13 protein-coding genes are annotated in these 23,550 nt (G+C 39.0%); 6 read left to right on the top strand and 7 right to left on the bottom strand.

Annotated elements, in window-relative coordinates; all coding sequences use genetic code 11:
- The first annotated feature begins 156 nt into the window (after positions 1-156).
- The 6 genes from H6G73_RS01045 (at position 157) to H6G73_RS01020 (ending at position 15,544) form a co-directional block, all read left to right on the top strand.
- The gene (locus H6G73_RS01045) at positions 157-1,887 is read left to right on the top strand and encodes an SDR family NAD(P)-dependent oxidoreductase (RefSeq protein WP_190601084.1); all 1,731 of its coding nucleotides are present in this window, start codon (positions 157-159) and stop codon (positions 1,885-1,887) included.
- A 364-nt stretch (positions 1,888-2,251) separates the two neighbouring features.
- Entirely contained in the window at positions 2,252-3,616 is a 1,365-nt protein-coding gene (locus H6G73_RS01040) for a beta-ketoacyl [acyl carrier protein] synthase domain-containing protein (RefSeq protein WP_190601246.1), read from the top strand.
- Positions 3,616-6,966 (top strand): PfaB family protein, encoded by a 3,351-nt coding sequence (locus tag H6G73_RS01035; RefSeq protein ID WP_190601083.1) that lies wholly within the window; start codon positions 3,616-3,618, stop codon positions 6,964-6,966. The genes H6G73_RS01040 and H6G73_RS01035 overlap by 1 nt, the downstream gene beginning before the upstream one ends.
- A 121-nt stretch (positions 6,967-7,087) precedes the next feature.
- On the top strand, positions 7,088-8,752 hold the full coding sequence (locus H6G73_RS01030) for a PfaD family polyunsaturated fatty acid/polyketide biosynthesis protein (protein ID WP_190601082.1): 1,665 nt from the start codon (positions 7,088-7,090) through the stop codon (positions 8,750-8,752).
- Positions 8,753-8,944: 192 nt separating this feature from the next.
- Complete coding sequence (locus tag H6G73_RS01025; RefSeq protein ID WP_190601081.1) at positions 8,945-10,462, top strand: thioester reductase domain-containing protein; 1,518 nt, start codon at positions 8,945-8,947, stop codon at positions 10,460-10,462.
- Between the two features lie 306 nt (positions 10,463-10,768).
- Entirely contained in the window at positions 10,769-15,544 is a 4,776-nt protein-coding gene (locus H6G73_RS01020) for a P-loop NTPase fold protein (protein ID WP_190601080.1), read from the top strand.
- Positions 15,545-15,628: 84 nt separating this feature from the next.
- Here the strand turns inward: H6G73_RS01020 and H6G73_RS01015 are convergent, their stop codons facing one another.
- The 7 genes from H6G73_RS01015 to H6G73_RS00985 all read right to left on the bottom strand — a co-directional run bounded on the left by H6G73_RS01015 (position 15,629) and on the right by H6G73_RS00985 (position 23,544).
- Positions 15,629-17,224: a B12-binding domain-containing radical SAM protein gene (locus H6G73_RS01015; protein WP_190601079.1), complete on the bottom strand. Its 1,596-nt coding sequence runs from the start codon at positions 17,222-17,224 to the stop codon at positions 15,629-15,631.
- Between the two features lie 80 nt (positions 17,225-17,304).
- Positions 17,305-17,748: a pyridoxamine 5'-phosphate oxidase family protein gene (locus tag H6G73_RS01010; RefSeq protein WP_242034080.1), complete on the bottom strand. Its 444-nt coding sequence runs from the start codon at positions 17,746-17,748 to the stop codon at positions 17,305-17,307.
- A gap of 663 nt (positions 17,749-18,411) precedes the next feature.
- Entirely contained in the window at positions 18,412-19,737 is a 1,326-nt protein-coding gene (locus tag H6G73_RS01005; RefSeq protein WP_190601077.1) for a hybrid sensor histidine kinase/response regulator, read from the bottom strand.
- Positions 19,738-20,150: 413 nt separating this feature from the next.
- Complete coding sequence (locus H6G73_RS01000) at positions 20,151-20,789, bottom strand: lysophospholipid acyltransferase family protein (RefSeq protein ID WP_190601076.1); 639 nt, start codon at positions 20,787-20,789, stop codon at positions 20,151-20,153.
- A gap of 88 nt (positions 20,790-20,877) precedes the next feature.
- A complete protein-coding gene (locus tag H6G73_RS00995) occupies positions 20,878-21,786 on the bottom strand; it encodes a phosphate ABC transporter substrate-binding protein (RefSeq protein ID WP_190601075.1) in 909 nt (302 codons plus the stop codon).
- A gap of 8 nt (positions 21,787-21,794) precedes the next feature.
- Positions 21,795-22,508, bottom strand: a complete 714-nt coding sequence (locus tag H6G73_RS00990; protein WP_190601074.1) for a PspA/IM30 family protein — start codon at positions 22,506-22,508, stop codon at positions 21,795-21,797.
- A gap of 142 nt (positions 22,509-22,650) precedes the next feature.
- Positions 22,651-23,544, bottom strand: a complete 894-nt coding sequence (locus H6G73_RS00985) for an ABC transporter ATP-binding protein (RefSeq protein WP_190601073.1) — start codon at positions 23,542-23,544, stop codon at positions 22,651-22,653.
- Positions 23,545-23,550: the final 6 nt, after the last annotated feature.

Here is a 23,550-nt window from a genome sequence, read left to right as displayed (position 1 = left end):
AATAAATTTACTCCTCAACACCAAAAATTTAATTTTTGTCTTACTTAATTGCAATATGAAATTAGAAAATTCAAAATCTTAACCTTTGCATCTTTCCTTCTTTGCGTCTTTGCGTCTTGGCGCGAAACATAAATATTAATCTATTACCGAGGAAATATGACAGCAACACTTCAAGTTAATCCATCATCTGTCTTTGTAGTCAGTGGTGGAGCCAAGGGAATCACTGCACAATGTACAATCAAATTAGCCCAACATCAACCTTGCAAATTTATTCTCCTTGGTCGTTCCGAAATTGCACCAGAACCAGAATACGCCCGTGATTGCTTAGAAGAATCAATATTGAAAAAACGCATCATGGAAAACCTGATTGCTCAAGGTCAGAAACCAACACCCATGATGGTGCAAAAGATATATAACGAAATTAATTCCAGTCGAGAAATTCAAAAGACATTAGCTGCCATTGAAGCAGCAGGTGCAACCGCAGAATATGTCAGCGTCGATGTGACAGACACAGTAAGTTTAAAAGCCAAACTTGACGAAGTATCTCGAAAAGTTGGACAAATTACAGGCATTATTCACGGTGCAGGTAATTTAGCTGACAAATTCATTGAAAAGAAAACAGAACAAGATTTTGAAAAGGTTTACACTGCCAAAGTTCAGGGTTTAGAAAACCTGCTCAATTGTATTAATCCCCAAGAACTACAACATTTAGTTTTATTCTCCTCCGTCACTGGCTTTTATGGCAATATCGGTCAAACTGATTACGGTATAGCCAACGAAATTCTCAACAAATCAGCCCATTTAATCAAACAATCAAATCCTCAATGTCACGTTGTCGCTATCAACTGGGGAGGATGGGACAGTGGCATGGTGACAGCAGAATTAAAGAAAGCATTTGCTGAACGGGGAATTGATATTATTCCCGTTCCCATTGGCACACAAATGTTAGTTAATGAACTGCATCCTCTCTACACCAATGATACACAAGTTGTCATTGGTAATCCCATGGCTCCCCCACCAACCCCTTTAGATTCCCAATTAAAAACTCACCGTCTACGGCGGCGGATGACATTGGCAGAAAATCCATTTTTACATGACCATGTAATTGCTGGAACACCAGTTCTACCAGCAACTTGTGCCATGTCTTGGATGATTAATGCCAGTGAAGAAGTTTATCCAGGATATCGCTATTTCAATAGCCGTGAATTCCGAGTTTTAAAGGGCATTAGTTTTAATCAAACTCTGGCAAATGAATACTATTTAGAAATAAAGGAACTGGATAAAAAAGATGGTGAATTTGTTGAATTTCAAACCACCATTTCCAGCATAAATCCCCAAGGTAAGCCCGTCTTCCATTTCCGTGCAATTATCAAAGTAGTTGCAAAAACACCAGAAATGCCTGTATACGAAGCTGTAGACTTGAGGGAAGATAACATCATCACTACCAGAGGAACAGATTTTTACCAAACTAGTGATACAGCTTTATTTCATGGGCCAGCATTCCAACAAATTACCAGAGTTATCAATATCAACCCCGAAAAAATTACTGCTGAATGCTATTGGGAATCAATTTCGGTTGAGAAACAAGGGCAATTTCCTATTAGATGGTACAATCCCTACGTACATGACTTAAGTACCCAACCTTTATGGGTCTGGCTCAGTCATTTCCATCAAGAAATTTGTTTACCCGGACAACTGGTACTCACAGAACAATATAGACCACTTCCTTGTGATCAACCTTATTATGTTTCCTGTGAAGTGAAGGCTAAAACAGATACAGGAGTAACAGCTGATTTTATTATTCACAATCAGGAAGGTCAAATATATTCACGGATTGTGGAAGCAAAAGCAGTAATTTGGCCGCAACAATTACTCAAGCGTAAGTAAGAATACAATTAGCAATTCTGAGTTTGTGGTGAAAGTTGCTTTTAAACGTTCGCGTAGCGTGCCGGAGGCATACCGCAAAGGCACGAAGGAAGAAAAAGAAGATTTTCACGAAACCTTTAGAATTGCTATATTAGTAATTGGGTGAAATTGCATTTACTAAAAAACATTTGACAGATGATGATTGTAGGTTGGGTTTCACACTCAACCCAACGAAATAAAAATCCTAACACATTGGGGAATCGCGTAAATCCTAAATACTTTAGGGAAAAAGAGTAAATATACTTGGCGTTCTTATCTTTGCGCCTTTGCGCCTCTGCGCGAAACATTTCCTCTTTTCCCTCATACCCCAATGAGGATTTCAACAGTGGAAAAAATCGCCATTATCGGGTTATCCTGCCTATTTCCTGATGCCAACAATCCTGAAGAATTTTGGCATAATCTCACCGATGAAAAAGACTCAACTTCTGATATCAGTGTTGCGGAATTAGGCGTAGACCCTGCCATATTCTACGATTCTAACAAAGGCAAACCAGAAAAAATCTACTTTCTTAAAGGTGGATTTATTCGCAACTTTAGATTTGATGCCAGTGAGTACAATTTACCACCTGCATTGGTCGAAAGTCTAGACAATACTTTTAAATGGTCACTGTATGCCGCTAAACAGGCAATTGTTCATAGTGGCTACTGGGGAAATAAATCTGCTCTCTCAAAATGTGGCGTAATTCTTGGTACTCTCGCTTTACCAACTAAGGCTTCTAATCAACTGTTTGCTCCCCTTTATCAGCAAACAATTAATCCAGCCATTGGCGAACTTTTACAAAATCGAGACTTTGATTTAGCAGGTATTCCTAGTAATACGAAAGTCTCGCCATATAACGCGATGATTTCCGGCTTACCAGCCGCCATTGTTTCTCGTGCATTTTCTCTTTCTGGCACTCATTTCTGTATTGATGCTGCTTGTTCTTCGGCGTTTTATTCCATTAAGTTAGCATCCCATTATCTGTGGTCTGGCAAAGCTGACATGATGTTAGCTGGTGCTATTAGTTGCGCTGACCCTCTATTTTTAAGAATGTTATTTTCCGGTATTCAAGGATATCCAGAAAATGGCATTAGTCGTCCTCTCGATAAGGCATCACGTGGGTTAATTACCTCTGAAGGTATCGGGATGGTAATGCTCAAACGCTACAGTGATGCAGTCAGAGATGGAGACAATATTCTCGCAACTGTCTGCGGTAATGGTCTATCTAATGATGGTAAAGGTAAGCATCTCCTCAGCCCTAACGCCCAAGGACAAACTTCAGCATACGAAAGAGCATACGCCGAAGCGCAACTCAACCCCACAGAAATTGACTATTTAGAGTGTCACGCTACTGGCACTTTGTTGGGAGATACCACCGAATGTAACTCGGTTGAAGGCTTTTTCGGTCAACACCAAGCCAAACCGTTGGTAGGTTCAGCCAAAACCAATGTCGGTCATTTACTCGTTGCTGCGGGAATGGTGGGGATAACAAAGACGATTTTAAGTATGTCCCACAATGTTATCCCGGCAACAGTGGGTGTCAGTGAACCCATCGGTAATGACGATACTGTGATTTCGTCGCAAAGCATTGTTACAAAAACAATTCCTTGGCAGAAGCAAGGAACTAAGCACGTAGCTTTAAGCGCATTTGGTTTTGGTGGTACTAACTCTCATCTAATTCTGGAACAGGAACAGGGGGAAAACGCATAATGGTGGCTAGCACTTCGACTTCGCTCAGTGTAAAAGTTGCAATTGTCGGTATGGATGCCTTTTTCGGGGAATGCAATGGTTTAGATGCCTTTGAGGGCAGTATCTACGACGGAAAACAGCATTTTATTCCCCTGCCAGAACAAAGATGGCACGGCATTAATGAGCAAGAAAAGTTACTGCAAGAGTACGGTTTAGAAGCTGGAAAAGCACCCCAAGGGGCATATATTACAGATTTTGAAATTGATACCCTGGCGTATAAAATCCCACCAAACGAAGTTGAGAAACTCAACCCGCAACAGTTATTAATGTTGAAGGTGTGCGATCGCGCCCTCAAAGATGCGAAAATACAACCCAACACTAATGTAGCGGTGATTATCGCTGCGGAAACAGAGTTATCTGTACACCAGCTACAGCAACGTTGGAATTCCCCTTGGCAAGTCCGAGATGGCTTGAATGCGGCAGAAATTGCCCTACCTCCAGAAAAAATTGCCCAGTTGGAAACTATTGTTAAAGATAGTGTTCACCATCAAGTGGAAATTGGTGAATACCTCAGCTATGTAGCCAATATTATGGCTAGTCGTGTATGTTCTCTGTGGAACTTCTCCGGGCCTTCCTTCAGCATCAGCGCAGTTGAAAATGCGGCGTTCAAAGCCATAGAACTCGCGCAAATGCTACTGGCAACCAACGAAGTCGAAGCAGTGTTAGTTGGTGCAGTTGACTTAGCTGGAGGCGTAGAAAACGTTTTACTTCGCAGTCAATGGGGCAAAATTAACACTGGTATTAATACCTTAAGTTTTGACCAAAACGCCAACGGTTGGACAGTGGGAGAAGGTGCAGGTGCAGTAGTTCTCAAACGCCATGATATAGCTTTAGAAAATCAAGAACGCATCTATGCAGTCATCGACAGTTTAAGCATCGGTCAGTCTCCCTCAATGGCTGTAGATAGCAATACTATCACGGAAGTTTGTCAGCAAGCTTTCCAGCAAGCAGGTATTCAACCTGTAGAAGTCAACTATCTGGAAGTCTGCGCTAGTGGTATTCCCATCCAAGACGAAGCAGAAATTACAGGTATCCTCCAAGCTTACCCTGGAGTTGGTGATGGTTTACATTGTGCCATTGGTAGCGTTAAAGCCAATATTGGTCATACTTTCGTAGCTTCCGGCATTGCTAGCTTAATTAAGACCGCCCTTAGTGTCTACTATAAATATATACCTGCTACCCCTAGTTGGTCTGGGGTGAAAACACCGCAAGTATGGGAAGGTAGCCCCTTCTACGTCGCTACCGAGTCTCGACCTTGGTTTTTGCAAAAAGAAGCTAAATGCCGAATTGCAGCTATTAATAGTATTGGCTGTGATGGTACATTTGCCCATTTAATTCTCTCGGAGGAAACCAGTCAAACTGAACGCAGCAGTCGTTACTTGCAGGAAAGACCATTTCATCTTTTCCCTATCACCGGAGACGACCAAACTAGCTTATTTGCAGCACTAGATAACCTGCAAAAAACCATAGAAACTGCTGAATCTTTAACAGCAACAGCTTCCCAAAACTTTGTTAATTATCAACAAAAATCCAGTGCAAAATACACTATATCTATCACTGGACGCAACCAAAAAGAACTACTCAAAGAAATTGAATCAGCCAGAAAAGGTGTAGCTAACGCCTTTGCTACAGGCAAGGATTGGCAAACACCAACAGGTAGTTATTTTACACCCAAACCACTAGGAAAAGCTGGAGAGGTAGCTTTTGTTTATCCCGCCGCAGTTAACTCCTATGTTGGTATTGGTCGGATGATGTTCCGCCTTTTTCCTAAAACTTTCAATGATGAAATACTTCAAAGTCTCCACAGGCGTGTTGCCGATGTTGAGAAATTAATATTTCCCAGAAGTTTAAGCAAATTAACCACCAGACACATAGAAACATTAGAGAAGAAATTGTTAGATGATTCTCTGGCTATGCTGGAAGCAGAAATGCACTTTACCAGATTAATCACAACAATTATCAGAGACGATTTTCAAGTTAAGCCCAAATATGTCTTTGGCTACAGTTTGGGTGAAACCAGTATGATGGTTGCCCAAGGTGTTTGGAGTAACTTTTATCAAGGTAGTCACAGTTTTAATTCCTCTAACTTATTTGGAGATAGGTTATCAGGAAATAAAAATGCGGTGCGGGAGTATTGGGGGCTACCAAAAATAAGCACAGCAACAGACAATAACCTGTGGGCTAACTATGTTCTCATGGCTACACCTGCCCAAGTTAGAGAATGTTTAAAAACCGAAACTCGCGTTTACTTAACCCAAATTAATACGCCAGAAGAAGTATTAATTGCCGGTGAACCAACAGCCTGTGAACGGGTAATTAAAAAACTCGGTTGTAACGCCTTTCCTGCGCCATTTGATCATGTAATTCATGCCCCAGCTATGCAGTCAGAATGTTCTGAACTGGTGAGACTTAACAACCTACCAGCTAAACCCATTTCTGGGATAACATTTTATTCGGCTGCTGAGTATAAACCCATCACCATTGACAGTGAAATTATTGCTCAAAATATCGCCAAGGGCTTATGTCAAGAACTCGACTTTCCCCGCTTAGTCAATCGAGTTTATAACGATGGTGCAAAAATATTTATTGAAGCGGGTGCAGGAGGAATTTGTTCACGTTGGATCTCCAAAATTCTTGGCAACCAACAACACATTACTGTATCCCTAAATCGTCGGGGTATTGATGACCATACATCTATAGTGAGAGTACTAGCTAAACTCGTCAGCCATCGAGTTAACCTAGACTTATCTCCTCTATACAACTTGTCCTCAGAAACTGCTAAGAAAAATACAGCAGCGATGAGAAAAGTAACCCTTGGTGGTAAATCAATTGCTAAGGCAATTTTAAATCCTGAAAATAGTCAAATTTTCAGTAACAATGCACACCAAAATTCCCACCAGAGAGAATATAAGCTTATTAATTCTCTCCAGCTTTCTGTCCCAATTCTGCCCAGTGAAATTTATCCGCAATCCATACCAGAAAGTCAGCCAAAAACCGAAAAAATAACCATGAAAACTATCATGGATAACGGTTTAAATCTTCCAGAAAAACTAGAATCTTCAAAGTTAAATACAGCGCAAAAACCAGCAAACACCAAAGTTGCATACCTCCGCACTTCCAGACTTAACTACAGAATTATCATGAATGATTTGAAAACTGCTCAGTATCAAAAATTGACAAACAACAACTCCAAATTAACTAAAGCACACACTAGCTTTTTGCAAGCTAGGCAAGAATTTAGTCAACAAATGAGCGAAATCATTCAACTGCAACTCGCTTGCGCTCAAAATTTACTCAGCGAAGATAAATAATTCACGCAGAGGCGCAAAGATGCAGAGAAAAATATTTATTTATTCTTTGCGCCTTTGTATAGATTGCGTTCTAAACTCCTGTAACTACTGAACTCCTTTTTAAAACTGAGGAATACCTACAGTGACCACACTTGAGACGGTATTAAATACACACGAAAACGGACTAAAATTTTTATCTTGGACAACCCAGCCAACCCAAACTTGGAAAGGTTCATTAGATTATATCGCATTTGAAAAAAACGCCATAAAATCTAAACTTTTCACATTAGATAAACCCTGTCATATCGTCAGAATTAACGGTAAAATTGGCATTACTAATGATGGTTACTTAGCACCTATTGAAGATACTGCATCGACACAACTAGAACTTCTCACTTCTGTTACTCCCATTCATTCCCAACAATTTGGTGATCCTAGCTTTCTCGCCTTTCATGGTGTTAAATATCCCTATATGACAGGGGCAATGGCTGGTGGTATCGCTTCTGAAGATATGGTCATTGCCTTAGGAAAAGAAAAAATATTAAGTTCTTTTGGTGCAGGTGGTTTACCTCCAGAACGTCTAGAAGCAGCCATTAAAACTATTCAAGCTGCTTTACCAAATGGCCCCTACGCTTTCAATTTAATTCACAGTCCTAACGACTTAGCAATTGAACGCCGCGCCGTTGAATTATATCTCAAATACGGTGTCAGAACAGTTGAAGCCTCTGCATTTTTAGACTTAACATCCAACATAGTTTACTATCGTGTGGCAGGTTTAAGCTTGAATGCAGCTAATCAAATTGAAATTAAAAATAAAGTTGTTGCTAAAATTTCTCGACGAGAAGTAGCTGCTAAATTTTTACAACCTGCACCACCAAGAATTTTACAAGAATTATTACAACAAGGACTCATCACTGAATTACAAGCCAACCTGGCTAGCAAGGTGCCAATGGCGGATGATATTACCGTCGAAGCTGATTCAGGTGGACATACAGATAATCGTCCTTTAGTGTGTTTGCTACCTTCAATTATTGCCTTACGGGATGAAATTCAAACACAATATAACTACTCTATTCCTATTAGAATAGGCGTAGCTGGAGGGATTGGTACACCAGAATCAGCCTTAGCTGGTTTTATGATGGGTGCAGCCTATATTGTCACTGGTTCTATTAATCAATCTTGTGTGGAATCTGGTGCTAGTGAATATACAAAAAAACTCCTAGCACAAGCAGAAATGGCAGATATGATTATGGCTCCCGCTGCTGATATGTTTGAAATGGGAGTTAAATTACAAGTTCTCAAACGTGGAACAATGTTCCCTATGCGGGCGCAAAAGCTATACGAATTATACCGCACTTATGACTCAATTGAAGAAATTCCGTTGGCAGAAAAAGAAAAGTTAGAGAAACAGATTTTCCGCAAAACTATTGCTGAAGTTTGGGAAGGAACAGCTACATATTTATCACAAAAAAATCCTGAAAAATTAGGTAAAGCCGTTAACAATCCTAAACTTAAGATGGCTTTAATTTTTCGCTGGTATTTAGGCTTATCTTCTCGCTGGGCTAGTGCCGGTGAAAAAGGTCGAGAAGTAGATTATCAAATTTGGTGCGGCCCCGCTATGGGCAGTTTTAATGATTGGGTTAAGGGTTCATATTTAGCTGAACCTGCTAATCGTCATGTCGTTGATGTAGCTGACCAAATTATGAAAGGAACGGCTTTTCTTTACCGCATTCAAAGTTTGAAAATGCAGGGTTTGCAATTACCTAATGATTACACTCAATATCGCCCAGAGAGTAGGTTAGTTTGAACAAAGTGAACCCCAACAAATGATTCGCACAGAGTAGACCATATATTTCTTTGCGTCTACTCTTACGAGAGATTGTGCGAAACTTTTACCCAAATGTGGTTTAGCTACCTGAAAACATCTTTAACGTTGGGTTTAGTAACAAAAACCAACCTACTTTCTAAATATTACCTTCCTATTGATTGGAGATGTAAAATGGCTATAAAACAGTTTTATACTGCTGAAGATATTCAATCTTTTCTCATATCTAATTTTGCTGATGTTCTGGGAATTTCTCCAGAATCAATTGATGTTGAAGAACACTTAGAAAATTATGGTTTGGATTCTGCTCAAGCCATGATTATTATCAGTAAATTAGAGCAGTTACTTGGTTTTAAACCTTCACCTGTACTGCTTTGGCATTATCCCAGTATTGCTTCTTTGTCCCAACGGTTAGCAGAAGAATCAAGCAATGATTCACCAGTTAAAGACAAAGTTGGTGGTACAATTACAGCTACAAATTTTGCCCCACCTTATCTTGATTTGGCTGCTGAATGTATACTCGACCCAACTATTCAACCTGCTGGCGTATGTAACGTTGCCATTGAAAACCCCAAACATATCTTTATCACAGGGGGGACTGGTTATTTAGGTGCATTTGTTATCAAAGAATTGCTAGAATCAACTCCAGCAATTATTTATTGCTTAGTTCGGGCTACTGATGTCACAGAAGGTAAGAGCAAATTACAAAATAATTTACAGCAATATGCTCTGTGGGATGAGAAATATCAAGATAGAATTATCCCGATTATTGGTGATTTAGCTCAACCTTTTTTAGGAATTGATGCAGCGCAATTTCAATCTTTAGCTGCTAATATTGACACCATTTACCATAGTGGTGCAATGCTGAACTATGTTTTCCCCTATTCAGCACTAAAAGCGCCTAATGTTTTAGGCACTCAAGAAGTTCTGCGTTTAGCTTGTCAAACTAAAGTTAAGCCTGTTCATTACGTTTCTAGTGTGGCTGTATTTGAATCATCAGCTTACGCTGGTAAGGTAGTCCAAGAACAGGACGATTTTAATGATTGGCAAGGTATTTTCTTGGGTTACTCCCAAACAAAATGGGTTTCTGAGAAGTTAGTGAAAATTGCTCGTGATCGAGGCTTACCTGTAACTATTTACAGACCACCTTTAATTGCTGGGGATAGTAAAACTGGCATTTGCAACACCCATGATTTTATCAACTTGATGATTAAAGGATGTCTGCAAATGGGAACTTTCCCTGATGTAGATTATATGTTGGATATGTCGCCGGTGGATTATGTAAGTAAAGCCATTGTTTATCTATCTAGAAAAGAAGCATCAATTGGTAAAGCTTTTCACTTGCAACATCCACAACCAGCATCTTTAAAAGGTTTAGTTGATTGGGTGCGTTCCTTTGGATTTGCCATTAAGATGATTCCCTACGAAGAATGGCAAGCAGAGTTAATTAATAATGTGACTTCACAAGAAAATCCATTATACACTTTGCGTCCATTTTTGTTAGAGCGTTGGTCTGATGAACAAATCACCATTCCTGATTTGTATTTACAAGCTAGAAGACCAATTATTAGTTGTGCAGAAACTTTAGAGTCTTTAAAAGGAAGTGGTGTAGTTTGTCCTCCAATTGATTCCCAATTATTGATGACATACACATCGTATTTAATTCAAACAGGTTTCTTGAGTTTGGCATAATTCCAAAAATAGGGGTAAGGTAATACTTGACCCCTGTTAATCAAATTGACTTTGTATAATCTCAGGGTAATTTGTCTCATGCAGAGACACAAATATTAGGAAAATAAGCAAACTTGTGGTTTAAGTCAATAAAAATACCCTAAGTTCATTTATATGGACTTATTTTTTTGTCTAATTTAGATTTTATTTCTCATTAGGTTCTCGGTTTTTTGTTGTAAAAAAAACTATAAAACTATTTACAATCTCATAATTTACATAGTAAAACCAGTAACACCTAGACACAACTCAACTGGTCAAACCACTTGCATGGACATCACCCAAGGTCAACAAGCAATAACCCCAGGCATCGAGACTGGTACGGAAGCAGAACAAGACCTAGAAGCAGCAACCGCAGAATCCGAAAAACCCTTTGCTGAGTTGGATAGTGGTGTTAATGCAGTAGCCATATCACCCCAGGGACGGAGACGTATTGCTGTGGGTTTAGCAAATGGCGTGATAGAAATTTGGGATAGGTTAACTGGGTCTAGGTGGGTAAGTTGCATTGGTCATACAGATTATGTGACATCAGTAGCTTTTAATCACGATGGCACACAAGTGGTCAGCGGCAGTTTTGATCACACTGTAAGGTTATGGGATGCCAAGACCGGACAAGCGATCGCACCACCCTTCTTTGGTCATACAGATTATGTGACATCAGTAGCCTTTAATCACGACGGTACACAACTGGTGAGTGGCAGTTTTGACAACACTATCAGGTTATGGGATGCCAAAACTGGACAAGCGATCGCAAAACCCTTGTCTGGTCATACAAGTTCTGTCAACTCAGTGGCCTTTAGTCCTGATGGGACAATGGTTGTCAGTGGTAGCAATGACAAGACCTTAAGGTTGTGGGATGTCAACACGGGAGAAACTCTAGGTCAACCCTTGTCTGGGCATACACATTATGTAACATCAGTAGCCTTTAATCACGATGGTACCCAAGTGGTTAGCGGCAGCGCTGACAAAACAGTCAGGTTATGGGATGTAAACACCGGAGAAACTCTAGGTCAACCCTTATCTGGGCACACAGATTATGTGACATCAGCGGCCTTTAATCACGACGGTACACAAGTGATTAGTGGCAGTTTTGATCAGACATTACGGTTATGGGATGCCAGCAGCGGAGAAGGAATAGGTCAACCCTTCTCTGGTCATACAAGTTATGTCAACGCGATCGCTTGTAGTCCTGATGGGGCTATGGTTGTCAGTGGTAGCAATGACAAGACATTACGCTTGTGGCATGTCAGCACCGGAGAAACTTTAGGTCAACCTTTCTCTGGTCACACAGATTATGTGACATCAGTAGCCTTTAATCACAACGGCAGTAGGATTGCCACTGGTAGTTGGGATCAAACTGTACGGTTGTGGAATGTCAACACGGGAGAAGCCATAGGTCAACCTTTCATTGGTCATACAGATGCTGTCTACTCAGTTGCTTTTAGTCCTGATGGGACTCTGGTTATCAGTAGTAGCAATGACAAGACCTTACGGTTGTGGGATGTGGAAACTGGAGAAGCCATCAGTCAACCTCTGTGTGGCCATACAAGTTATATCCGTTCGGTAGCCTTTAGTCCTGATGGGACGATGATTGTCAGTGGGAGTTATGACAAGACAGTACGGTTATGGGATGTGAAAACTGGAGAAGCAACAGGTCAACCTTTCATTGGTCATACAAATCCTGTCTACGCAGTAGAGTTTAGTCCCGATAGTAAAACCGTGGTCAGTGGAAGTTCAGACAACACAGTGCGGTTGTGGGATGTGGAAACTGGAGAAGCAATAGGTCAACCTTTCATTGGTCATACAGATACTGTCACCTCCGTCGCCTTTAGTCCTGATGGGACTATGGTTGTCAGTGGGAGTGCAGATAACACAGTGCGGTTATGGGATATCAACACTGGAAAAGTTATTGGTCAACCTTTCATCGGTCATACCAATACTGTTGACTCAGTTGCCTTTAGCCCCGATAGTAAAACCGTGGTCAGTGGGAGTGCGGATAACACAGTGCGGTTATGGGATATCTCCGACTCCCACCGTCAGCGGCAAATCATCATTGGCAAACATCAGCGGGAAGTTTACTCAGTCGCTTTTGACCCTCAAGGAGACTACATTATCAGTGCTAGTAAAGATGGCATCAAAGTCTGGCCTTGGCAGAGGTTTAATATTCGCCGAATTCCCCAAGCTTTCCGTAATGACCAACCCACAGGTGAAGACTCTCTTGATGTAGCGAAGGAACTGCAATCTTTAGCTGATGTCTTGATGTTGCGAAGTCTCCAACCTCCCTTAGCAGTGGCAATTTTAGGGAGTTGGGGTAGTGGTAAATCTTTTGGAATGCACCTGATAGAACAACAAATTACCAAGATTCGCTGTCATCCCATCACCGCAAAACAGGCATGGGGTGATGTGGGAAATGAACCGAGTCTTTCTCCCTATGTAGGTCATGTTTACCAAATTAAATTTAATGCCTGGAGTTACGCCAAATCTGACTTATGGGCAAGTTTAATGCAGACAATTTTTGATCAACTTGATCGTCAATTAACCTTAGAAAAGCAGTTAGGAGAAGTTTCTGACTTACTAGCGGGAGGTGATATTTGGCGTGTTGTTAATCAAATGAATGATAGTGACAGAAAGATAATTTTAGAATCGGAGTTGAGTCAAGATGTACTTTCTCAGCTAAAAGATAAAAATCCTGATGGTAATGCTTTGTGGGAACTTCTTAGTCAAGTTAGGCAGGAAGAAACAGAAAAATTAAAGCGTGCGGAAGAGGAATTACAAAATTTAGAGGCAGAATTAAAAACCAAGAATCAAGAGATTGAAACTAAGTTTAATCAAGAATTAGTGCAGCTTGAGCAAGTATTTAACCAAGAAGTTAAAAATATTGAAACAGAAATGGAAGAAGAAATGACCGATATATCCATATTGGTTGTGTTTCTGTCTCAACTCAAAGAAACTCTCAAAGATGATTTTGGTAACTCTATTCTCAAGGATTTTCTAAATTTTTGTGGTTTTAAAGATAGAAAAGATTTGGAAACACAGTTTCCGACACTCCAGTTGGATAAGTTATCTCAATCTAATCTCCTAGATATTGCTCAGGAATTAATTGTCAGTAAAGACGAGAAACTGCAAAATATTATTGCCCATCTCCAAAAAATTAACCATTTTCTGGAAGAACAACCCAGCCAGATAGTTGGCTTAATTGAATTTACCAAAACAGATAAAAAGACATTATTGATATTTTTAGGTGCTTGTGCTGTACCATTTATTGTCTATTTTGTCATAGTGAAATGTATTCCCAACTTCTTACCAGCACTGCTAGTAGAATTATCCACTGCTTTAAAACTGTGGTTAACAAGTGTAACCGCTATCCCTGCTTTAACTACTGGGATGGAAATTTTTAAAAGAGTCCACATCCTCCAAGTAAAAACAGTCAGATTTTTGCAAGCTGCCAGGGAAAATGTAAATGCGGAAAGAGAAAAAATCAACCGAACTAAGGAAGAAAAAATTAAAGAGCAAGTTAACCAACGCAAACTAGAATATGAGCAGCATCAAGTTAAACAAATTTATGAAAAGAAGGAATTAGCACAACAAGAAATAGCTGCAAAACGCCAGGAAATGGAAAATCTGCAAATACAAGTAGAACGGCAAAAGCAGCGTGTGGGTTTAACTGCTAAATATAAATCTTTATTGGAGTTTGTTAACAATCGTTTAGAGGATAATTCCTATCAAAAGTTGTTGGGATTAATGCACCAAATTCAAGATGATTTCGCAGATTTATCTGAGCATTTAATCTATAGACATGGGCATACTAACCCTGAAAAGTTGGCAGTTTTGAAAAAACATTTCCCTAGAGGACCCGCTAGAATTGTTTTATATATAGATGATTTAGACCGTTGTCCACCCGATAGAGTGGTGCAAGTGTTAGAGGCTGTACAATTATTATTAAATACGGAAATATTTGTAATAATTTTAGCCATAGATGACCGTTATATTGGACGGGCTTTAGAATATATGTACAGAGGAGTTTTAAAACGTGGTGCTAATCCTTCTGGGGTAGATTATTTAGAGAAAATTATTCAAATTCCCTATAGAATGCGTCCTATTAATAAAAGTGTGATCGAAAGTTACTTAAAGTCTTTGGTAGATATTGAGGAATCTTCTCAAATTCATAGTTTTAGTAATTTATCTCAATTCACACAAGTTGCAGAAAAAAGTAGCTTTTCTCTAGTAGATAAACTATTGCCAGCAGATATTTTTTCGTCGGAATCGGTAGCTGATGACAGTGAATTATTACTAGAATCATCACAACATCATCAGGTTACACAAACATCTAGTGATGAAGATATAGAAGAAGAGGAAAATTTATCAATCTCTGTAATTCCTAGAAAAGAAGCTATTAAAGATATTGATGATAAAACTCAGGTATCTCATCTAGAAAACAAGCATATTACTCCTGCTTATTCTGTTAATATAGACCCATTTATCACCCTGGAAAAATTCACCACTGAAGAATTTAATTGGATCAAAGAATGTTGCCAGCATGTAGACCTGACTCCGAGAACAGCCAAGCGACTAATTAATATTTGCAAAATTATTAAAATTATTTGGACTCCCACAGAAAATGATGTTAAACATCACACAATCTGGGAGACTCCCGTTGAAGATAGATTTAAACAAAGCTTAATTGCTTTTTTGGCTTTAGCTGGTAGATATCCTAAGGAAATGCGGAAATTATTAGAAGAAATTTATTTGGAATTTGAAGAAACAGATGCAGAATCGTTAATAGTTCACAAACATGAGTGGCTGAATCGCTTATTAAAGCAAAATTTGTTTATGGATATGTACAATCAACGGGAATGGAAGAAGTTTAAGAACGATTTTCTCAAAATGCCACCTCTAGATGAATTTTTATTTGAAAGAAGAACGTTTCATTTAGCGATTTCTTTCTGTTTTATTGGTGATATCGGTTACGACCCTGACGACAACTATAATCGTGAATACAGGGTTGACAATGGACAAAAATTATATGGCTTTAATATTAATAAATAGGCTGATAAATTCTCAATTAAGCTTATTTTAAATAGGGTGCATATTGATAACTGGACATTAGACTATTCTAAAGTCCAGTTACAACTAAACGGTTTTGCTATAGAACTTGTTCACCAGCAAAGTGTTCTGTTCTGTTAGTGGATCGTAACCTAATTGTTGAGTAATCCGTTGTCTAGCTAAAGCACGGTACTCCCAAAAGTGTTCACCCGCAGCACATAGACCTAAATACAGATTAAGAGCTTGAGGCTTTTTCAACAGAATTGTCCATAGTTGTTGCCAGAACTGTCCAAAAATTTCAGGTTGCCGTAAGCCCTGATGCCAGATTAACTGAGCAAAGAGTCGCAACCCCTGACGTGGAGAAAAATGCCTAGTTTGCTTTCGTTTTGATGGCAAATTAATACTCAGACATTGCTGAAAACAGCGCCTGAGATAGTTTTTAGGTTCATATAATGTCCACAAGCCTTCTACATACTCTCTAGCGATTTCATCGATGGAGCGGGTGGGAATGAAATTCATTAAGGTATTTTGGTCTCCCACTTCAGTACCACCAATACCCTTACTTTCTAATAAACGCTGCTCTTTTTGCAAACGTTTCCATAAAGCAGTATTAGGCAAAGCTTGAAGGATGCCCAACATCGGTTGAGGAATACTTGTTTGTTCTACAAAAGCTTGGATTCGTTCTCCAGCGCCTGGACGCTCTCCATCAAAACCGAGGATAAACCCTGCATAAATTAGCATTCCTGCTTCATTAATTTTCTGACATGCTTCTATAAGAGGATTGCGAGTATTTTGCAGTTTTTGGGTCATTTGTAGGCTGTCTTGGTCAGGAGTTTCTATGCCGAGAAATACTGCATAGAAACCAGCTTCATTCATTAATTGCAACAGTTCTTCATCTTCGGCTAAATTCACAGAAGCTTCAGTGATGAAAGTAAAAGGATAGTCATGTTGCTTCATCCAAGGAATCAACTCTCGCAAGAGTTGTTTGACGTTACGCTGATTACCAATAAAGTTGTCGTCAACTATGAATAGTGATCCGCGCCAGCCTAAATCATAAAGAGCCTGTAACTCGGCGATTGTTTGGTCAGGTTCTTTTGTGCGTGGTTTGCGACCGTAGAGTGTAATAATATCGCAAAACTCACAGTTGAAGGGGCAACCGCGAGAAAACTGGATAGCCATCATCAAGTAAGCATCCCGTTGCAGCAAGTCAAAACGCGGCATCGGGCTTTGGGTGACATCCGGCTTTTCTAGGGAGCGAAATATTCCTTGTTCTTGGCCCTGGTTGAGGGCTTCCACAAACTGAGGAATTGTCAACTCGCCCTCATCCAAAATCAAATAATGCGCTCCCGAGTTTAGGGCCTCTTGTGGGATTGATGTGGGATAAGGGCCACCGACTGCCACTTTTTTACCTAAACGTACCCCTTTTTGAATTAGGGCATGAAAATCTGGTTTCTGCACTAGCATTGCTGAAAGAATTACCAGGTCACACCACTGCCAATCAGCATCTGTTTCCACATTAACGTTGCGATCGCAAAATTTAATTTCCCAGTCCTTTGGTAGCAGTGCTGCTACTGTAATAATTCCTAGTGGTGGCAAGACGGCTTTGAGTCCGGCCATTTCCATGAAGCGATCATAAGACCAAAATGACTGGGGGAACTGAGGGTAGAGCAATAATGCTTTCATAAAATCCTGATTGCAAAACTTCTGGTATCTCTAATACCCATCAATAGCCATAGACAATTAATTTTGCACAGTTATTTACCTCAATCTGATTGATGGCGACTGCTAACTCCTTCCGTGGTTCGTCCACTCATTTCACTAGGATGTATACGGTAGAGTGCCATGGTCTCATCCCGTCCCCAGGCATCAATCCAGGTTCGATTAATAGCAGGATAAAGTGTTGGATTTTGGGTTTTGACAAATTCCATTACACGATCAATTTCTTTCTGTTCTGTGATGTGTTCGGCTTTACCGGTCACAGTAACACTACGCCAATGCTTGAGATCCTCGACTTCTTCAACTTGCAAACAGACTTCTGGATTAGCATCCATATACTTGGTCTTCATCCCAATAGTGGTGAAGATGTATATGTCTGGGTCGTCGAAATAATAGTGCATTGGCACAACATAAGGATGTCCTTCCAATGCACAACCAAGATGTCCATGTCCTACTTTTTGCAAGAGATTATGAATCTCTTTTGTACTCATTTCATCAATATCTAGCATAGTTATTCTCCTTCTCAGGATTTAATTGATTTAAAACTTCTGTACAAGTAACAGAAAAATGAGCCAATATATTGTTTTAAACTACAAATAATTTGAGCAATGTATTGAGTTAATTTAGTATCGAATGCTAATTCACATCCACCTTTAATATGTTTTTAAATTAAATAGCCTATCAGGAGTTTTTTAGATATCCTCTATGATTCACATTGTTATAACAAAATTAACCTTAAATAAGGTTAAGGTCATTTATATATCACACAACTATAGGATTAATTTTAAGGTTGAACCTTAGTTCAACCCTCTAACTAAAGTTAGAAAAAATATTTTGATGGGTTTATTTTACTTATGTCTTGATTTTGTAAAATATTTCACAAAAACTTATTAGGTTTATATGGAAATAGTTGATTTTTGATAGCAATTTATATAGCAGGGGACAGGTGACAGGTGACAGGTGACAGTGCTAAAAGCCTTTTTGTGTCTAAGTTTTAGTTGTAGTTAATGTCCTAACTGTCTTGTCTACAGCTATACTAATTATATATGAGGTTGCAGCAAATGAATTTTTAGATAATTTCCATTGGAAACTATCTCTATATTTTTATTGATTTATGAGAGAGTGGGGATTGTCTCCATCAAAAATACCGTTATTTACACAGGAATTTCAATATAAATCTGGGTTCCTTGACCAGGGGAAGATTGGAAAGAAAGTTGTCCTTGGTGTTGTTGGACAATTATTTGATAACTAATAGCTAGTCCCAAACCTACTCCACTACCCACAGGTTTGGTTGTAAAAAATGGTTCAAATATATGGGGTTGGGAAGATTCATCAATACCACAACCGTTATCGGTGATGGTAATTTTAATTTGATTGATTGGTAATAGTTCTGTTTGAATAGTAATTTGTGGGGTATTTTGACAATTTTCTAAAGCATCTATGGCATTATTTAATAAGTGCATAAATACTTGATTAATTTGGCTAGGATAGCAGCTAATTAAAGGTAAATCACTGTAATTTTTAATAATGGCAATTTCTGCCCGCAGGTCTGTGGATTTGAGACGGTGTTGCAGCATAAATAAGGTACTATCTAGTCCCTCATGAATGTCAACAGCTTTCATATCTGCTTCATCTAAACGAGCAAAATTACGGAGAGAAAGCACAATTTCTTTAATTCGATTTGCCCCTCTTTCCATTGCTTGCATCAATTCAGGAAAATCATTTTTGAGAAAACTTAAATCTATATCATTAATTATTTCTTGAATAAAAGGGGAGGGATTGGTATATTCTGCTTGATAAGCTTCTACTAAGTTGAGTAAATTGAGAATGTATTGGTGAGCATAGTAAAGATTACCAGAAATAAAGGTGACAGGATTATTAATTTCGTGGGCAATACCGGCAACTATTTGACCCAATACGGCCATTTTTTCACTTTGAATTAATTGGGTTTGTGTATGTTGTAAATCAGCTAAAGCTTGTTCGAGTTTTTGTTTTTGTAAATTTAATGCTGATTCTATTTGTAATCTTTCTTGGATTTCTTGTTGAAGTAGGATATTTTTTTGATGTAATTCCAGTTGGAGAAAATAGAGATTTAAGTGAGTTTGAATTCTGGCTAAAACTTCGGTTTTGTGGAAAGGTTTAGTGATATAGTCTACAGCACCGCTATCGAAAGCCTTGACTTTTTCAATGACATCATTCAAGGCGCTAATAAAAATGATGGGAATGTGGCGGGTTTTTTCATCTGCTTTGAGATGTTGGCAAACTTCATAACCGTTCATCTCTGGCATCATGACATCTAGTAAAATCAAGTCTGGTAACAACGTTTTACACGCTGTAATCGCAGTTTCTCCATCTAGGGCTTTCCGAACATTATAACCCTCACTGCTGAGAATTACGGACAATAACCTCAAGTTGTCTGGTGTATCGTCAACGACAAGAATATTTTTTTTCAAGTTATGATTGACTTGAACAGCTTTCATTGTTAAGGCACAGTAGGAATAAAAATTTGTTATGGTTATTTTCGCAGGGAGGCAATAAAATCTAGGATAGAAAATCCAGCCTCTACAGGGTTGACGATGGAAAAATTTACCTCTCTCAAAGAAAAACAGCTATATTTATATCTTGATCATATAGTAATACGTATTGATTGGTAATAGCTTGTGTAGCCTAGCTACACTTACTCCTAGACTAACAATTTTTTATTTTTAATGTTTAATGCCTGTTGAGACTAAATTCTGGTCGTGAGTCTATTTCCAAGTGGTGAAATAGTCTAAAAATCAGGGTTTTTAATCCACAATCTCAAGTAGCTCTAACAGCTTGAATCAGGACACATCATGTCTATCTACATTCAATGTAGATAGGTGTGAAAATCCCGTATCCAAAATTGTATGACTTATCTGCCTAAGTCGTGCAGTTCATTAATAGCAGCTGCACATCTTTGGGTTATTGCTTCTAGTTCTTCTTTATTGGTGGAGGTGGGAGAATCAATTAATTTGCCAATTCTGACGGTGAGGGGCACTTTTTGAGGAATAGGTGTACCTTTTTTGACTACTTTTTCACTTCCCCACAAACTCACAGGTAATAAAGGGGCTTTGGCTTTGGCTGCTAGGAGTGCTGCACCTCGTTTGGGGTCATGAATACGACCATCGGGGGTACGGGTTCCTTCTAAAAATACACCTACAGCCCAACCATTTTCTAAATATTCTAGGGCAGAACGAATGGCAGCGCGATCAGCACTGCCACGACTGACAGGATAAGCACCGTATAACTTAATGGCTTGTGCTAAGACTGGAACTTTAAATAATTCTTCCTTAGCCATGTAAGCTACTGGCCGACAAACACAATTAGAAACAATGGGTGGGTCAAAGTAACTAGCATGATTACTGACTACCACCAATGGCCCTATTTGGGGGACATTTTCTACGCCATAAATTTTACCCTGGAAGTAAGCGTGTAACATTGGGCTAACTACTGACCACTTAAAAGCGTGGTAAAGTGCCAAACTAATGAAAGGTTCGCGTTCTTTGGTCACGGAAGATAATTGAATTGAGCCTGAATTTAGAATAAGCGATCGCTCGCAACTTTAGTCAATCAGTCGCCACTTTAGTCCATAACCAAAATTAATTACCCACAGCCAAATTTTGCTGTCCTTGGGGAGAAGCTGCATAACCCAAAAATGCCTGTACCCCACTGCTAGCAGGGTTTTTATAGACATAATATAGCTGGCGTTGATAAGGATAACTGGCTGCATCAGGAGTCAAACCATCAATAGCGACGACTCTCACAGTTTGCTGATTTGTCACTTGACTAAATGTCGCATAGCCCACACCATCAGTTTTTAATGCTTGGAGTAAGGGAGTAGTAGCATCCTGTGACAAATTGGTGAAGTTAGTACCTGTACCAAATGTAGCCCCTTTGAGAACCATTTCTCGAAAACTTTGGTGTGTACCGCTAATTTCAGGGCGGTTAATAACGCGGATACTTCCACTTTTACCACCTACCTGAGACCAGTCTGTAATTTTCCCTTGAAAAATATCTGCTACTTGGCTGCTAGTTAATCCTTTAGTAAAGGAATTATCTTTACCAATGACGACAGCAATTTTATCTGTGGTGATAGGAACAGCAGTTAAGCCTTGACTTTTTTCCTGTGCAGTTAAAGGTCGTGACGCACCGGCTAAATCTACTTTACCTGCTAGGACATCTGCAATTCCTTTACTAGTTCCGTTAGCTAATGCTTCTACCTTGGTACCTATAAACTTAGCTTCAAAACCTCTTTTGAAATTTTGGTTGATTGTCACCATACTAGTAGAACCATCTATTCTGATAGTTGTACCAGAAGGAACAGAATTAGGTAAGGGAAAAGATTGATTGTTAGTATTGTTTGCCTCGTTATTTGGCTGCGTAGTATTACTTGGCAGTGGAGGTATGGTTACTACTGAACCCGTAAAAAACAACCAATATCCACCACCTAACAAGGCCAAAAATATCAGAATATAAACAATGGGAGGAGGTCCACTTTTTTGACTCATAATTAAATTTATTCTGGTAGTTTCTTAGCACTAGAATCTTGTAACATTTGCAAGCGACGAGCAACTTCATCGTCTAAAGCGATTTTTTCTATATCTGCTTGCATTTTTTCTGCTGGATTTTCTGATAATTCAGCTAAGGCTTTTGCTTGGAGATTACGACGTTCCACCGCACCTTTGGCTTTTTCAAAATCACTTTTTGCTGAACCAATATCAAATTCGTTGTTAACTTTAACAATGGTGGCTAATGCTTCGTTGACTTCAGACATATCTTTGAGATTCTGCATTTCCGCTTTGTAAGCTTCTAGCTTGAGTCTTTCGCGGTTGAGCTTTTCTTTGGAAGCATTCACAGCTACTTCGGCTTGTTTTACCATGTCCTCTAATGTGGGTAAAATCTGCTCTGTTTGAATAGCCTTAGTCATTGCCATTCTTGCTGCTTCTTCATTACCATTTTTTTGAGCGAGGAGGGCTTGTTGTTCAAAGGTCTTAAATTCTTTGATTTTGGCTTCATACTTGCCTTTAGCTGTTTTATAAGCACCCTCTTGGGCAGCTACCGCTTGAGCCAGCTTTTGTACAGCCTCCTGCATTGACTGTAAGGAATCTTCAGCTACTGCTACTGCTACTTTGCCACCAGACTCTACAGGTACTCCCCACAGCCAGTTCCAACTACCAACAACTACCCTCCCGGCTTTTTCACCCATTAACCAGTAGATAAACTTTCTCATATTTTTGATAATTTAGATTATTATTTTTAACCTCTATAGAAACACTACTACTGTGGGAATGTCAACAGTTTGACAATAAATCTCTATAAATAGATATAGATATTTTTCTTTACCTAATTTTTACTAAAGTATGAGATGGTTTTTAATTGTGATTGGTTACTTCTAAATATATATGTTCTAATCGTACAGGTTGACGAGAGATAGCATCTATAGATATACCTGGAAATTTAGCAATAATATCTTTTAAATCCCAGACTTCTGGCAACCAAAAAGCTAAATCATTACCGTAATATCGATGGGTAAATCCATATTCTTGAGCGAGAGCGATCGCTTCCTCTGGTTGAGGTGTTTTCAGGACTACAATTTCTTGGGCGGGAATTAATTTTTGCAATTCCTCTAAACTGCCTTCGGCTAATATTTGACCATTTTTTAAAATGCCGATTTTATTACATAAACGTTCAGCTTCATCTAATAAATGGGTTGTTAATAAAATTGTCATACCTTGATTTTGTAATTGCCGAATCAATTCCCAAATTTCGTATCTAGCTTCAATATCTAATCCTGTGGTCGGTTCATCTAAAATGACTAATTTGGGCTGATGAACTAAAGCTACAGCAATGTTAACTCGACGCTGCATTCCTCCACTGAGAGTTTCTACAGGACTTTTAGCTCGATCTAACAAATTGACTGCGGTTAAAGTGTCTGTGATTTGTTTCTGACGAGTGCTTTGGTCTAAACCGTAGATATCAGCAAAAAATTTGAGATTTTCTTGGCAAGATAGGGTTTTATACAGTAAATTTTCCTGGGGAGCAATGCCAATTAATTTTTTAGTTGCTTCAGAAACAGGTAAATTATTAATTGTAATTTCTCCCTGGTCGGCTTTGAGTAAATTACAAATAATATTGATGGTTGTGGTTTTACCAGCACCATTGGCACCTAGTAAACCATACACTTCACCTGGATTAATTTCTAGGTTGAGGTTTTGCAAGACTTTTCTGTTGCCATAGGATTTATTAAGATTTTTTATTTTCAGCATGTTTTT

Origin of the sequence: Richelia sinica FACHB-800 (assembly GCF_014698825.1) — a bacterium.
Lineage (GTDB): Bacteria > Cyanobacteriota > Cyanobacteriia > Cyanobacteriales > Nostocaceae > FACHB-800.
Note: the sequence above shows the minus strand (reverse complement) of the source record. Positions and strands in the feature narration are given on the sequence as shown.

Bases quoted from the DNA above. Each gene is read 5' to 3' on its own strand.
- H6G73_RS01010 (WP_242034080.1), bottom strand. From the start codon at position 17,748: ATGAGTACAAAAGAGATTCATAATCTCTTGCAAAAAGTAGGACATGGA.
- H6G73_RS00985 (WP_190601073.1), bottom strand. From the start codon at position 23,544: ATGCTGAAAATAAAAAATCTTAATAAATCCTATGGCAACAGAAAAGTC.
- H6G73_RS01020 (WP_190601080.1), top strand. From the start codon at position 10,769: ATGGACATCACCCAAGGTCAACAAGCAATAACCCCAGGCATCGAGACT.
- H6G73_RS01045 (WP_190601084.1), top strand. From the start codon at position 157: ATGACAGCAACACTTCAAGTTAATCCATCATCTGTCTTTGTAGTCAGT.
- H6G73_RS01005 (WP_190601077.1), bottom strand. From the start codon at position 19,737: ATGAAAGCTGTTCAAGTCAATCATAACTTGAAAAAAAATATTCTTGTC.
- H6G73_RS00995 (WP_190601075.1), bottom strand. From the start codon at position 21,786: ATGAGTCAAAAAAGTGGACCTCCTCCCATTGTTTATATTCTGATATTT.
- H6G73_RS01025 (WP_190601081.1), top strand. From the start codon at position 8,945: ATGGCTATAAAACAGTTTTATACTGCTGAAGATATTCAATCTTTTCTC.
- H6G73_RS01015 (WP_190601079.1), bottom strand. From the start codon at position 17,224: ATGAAAGCATTATTGCTCTACCCTCAGTTCCCCCAGTCATTTTGGTCT.
- H6G73_RS01035 (WP_190601083.1), top strand. From the start codon at position 3,616: ATGGTGGCTAGCACTTCGACTTCGCTCAGTGTAAAAGTTGCAATTGTC.
- H6G73_RS00990 (WP_190601074.1), bottom strand. From the start codon at position 22,508: ATGAGAAAGTTTATCTACTGGTTAATGGGTGAAAAAGCCGGGAGGGTA.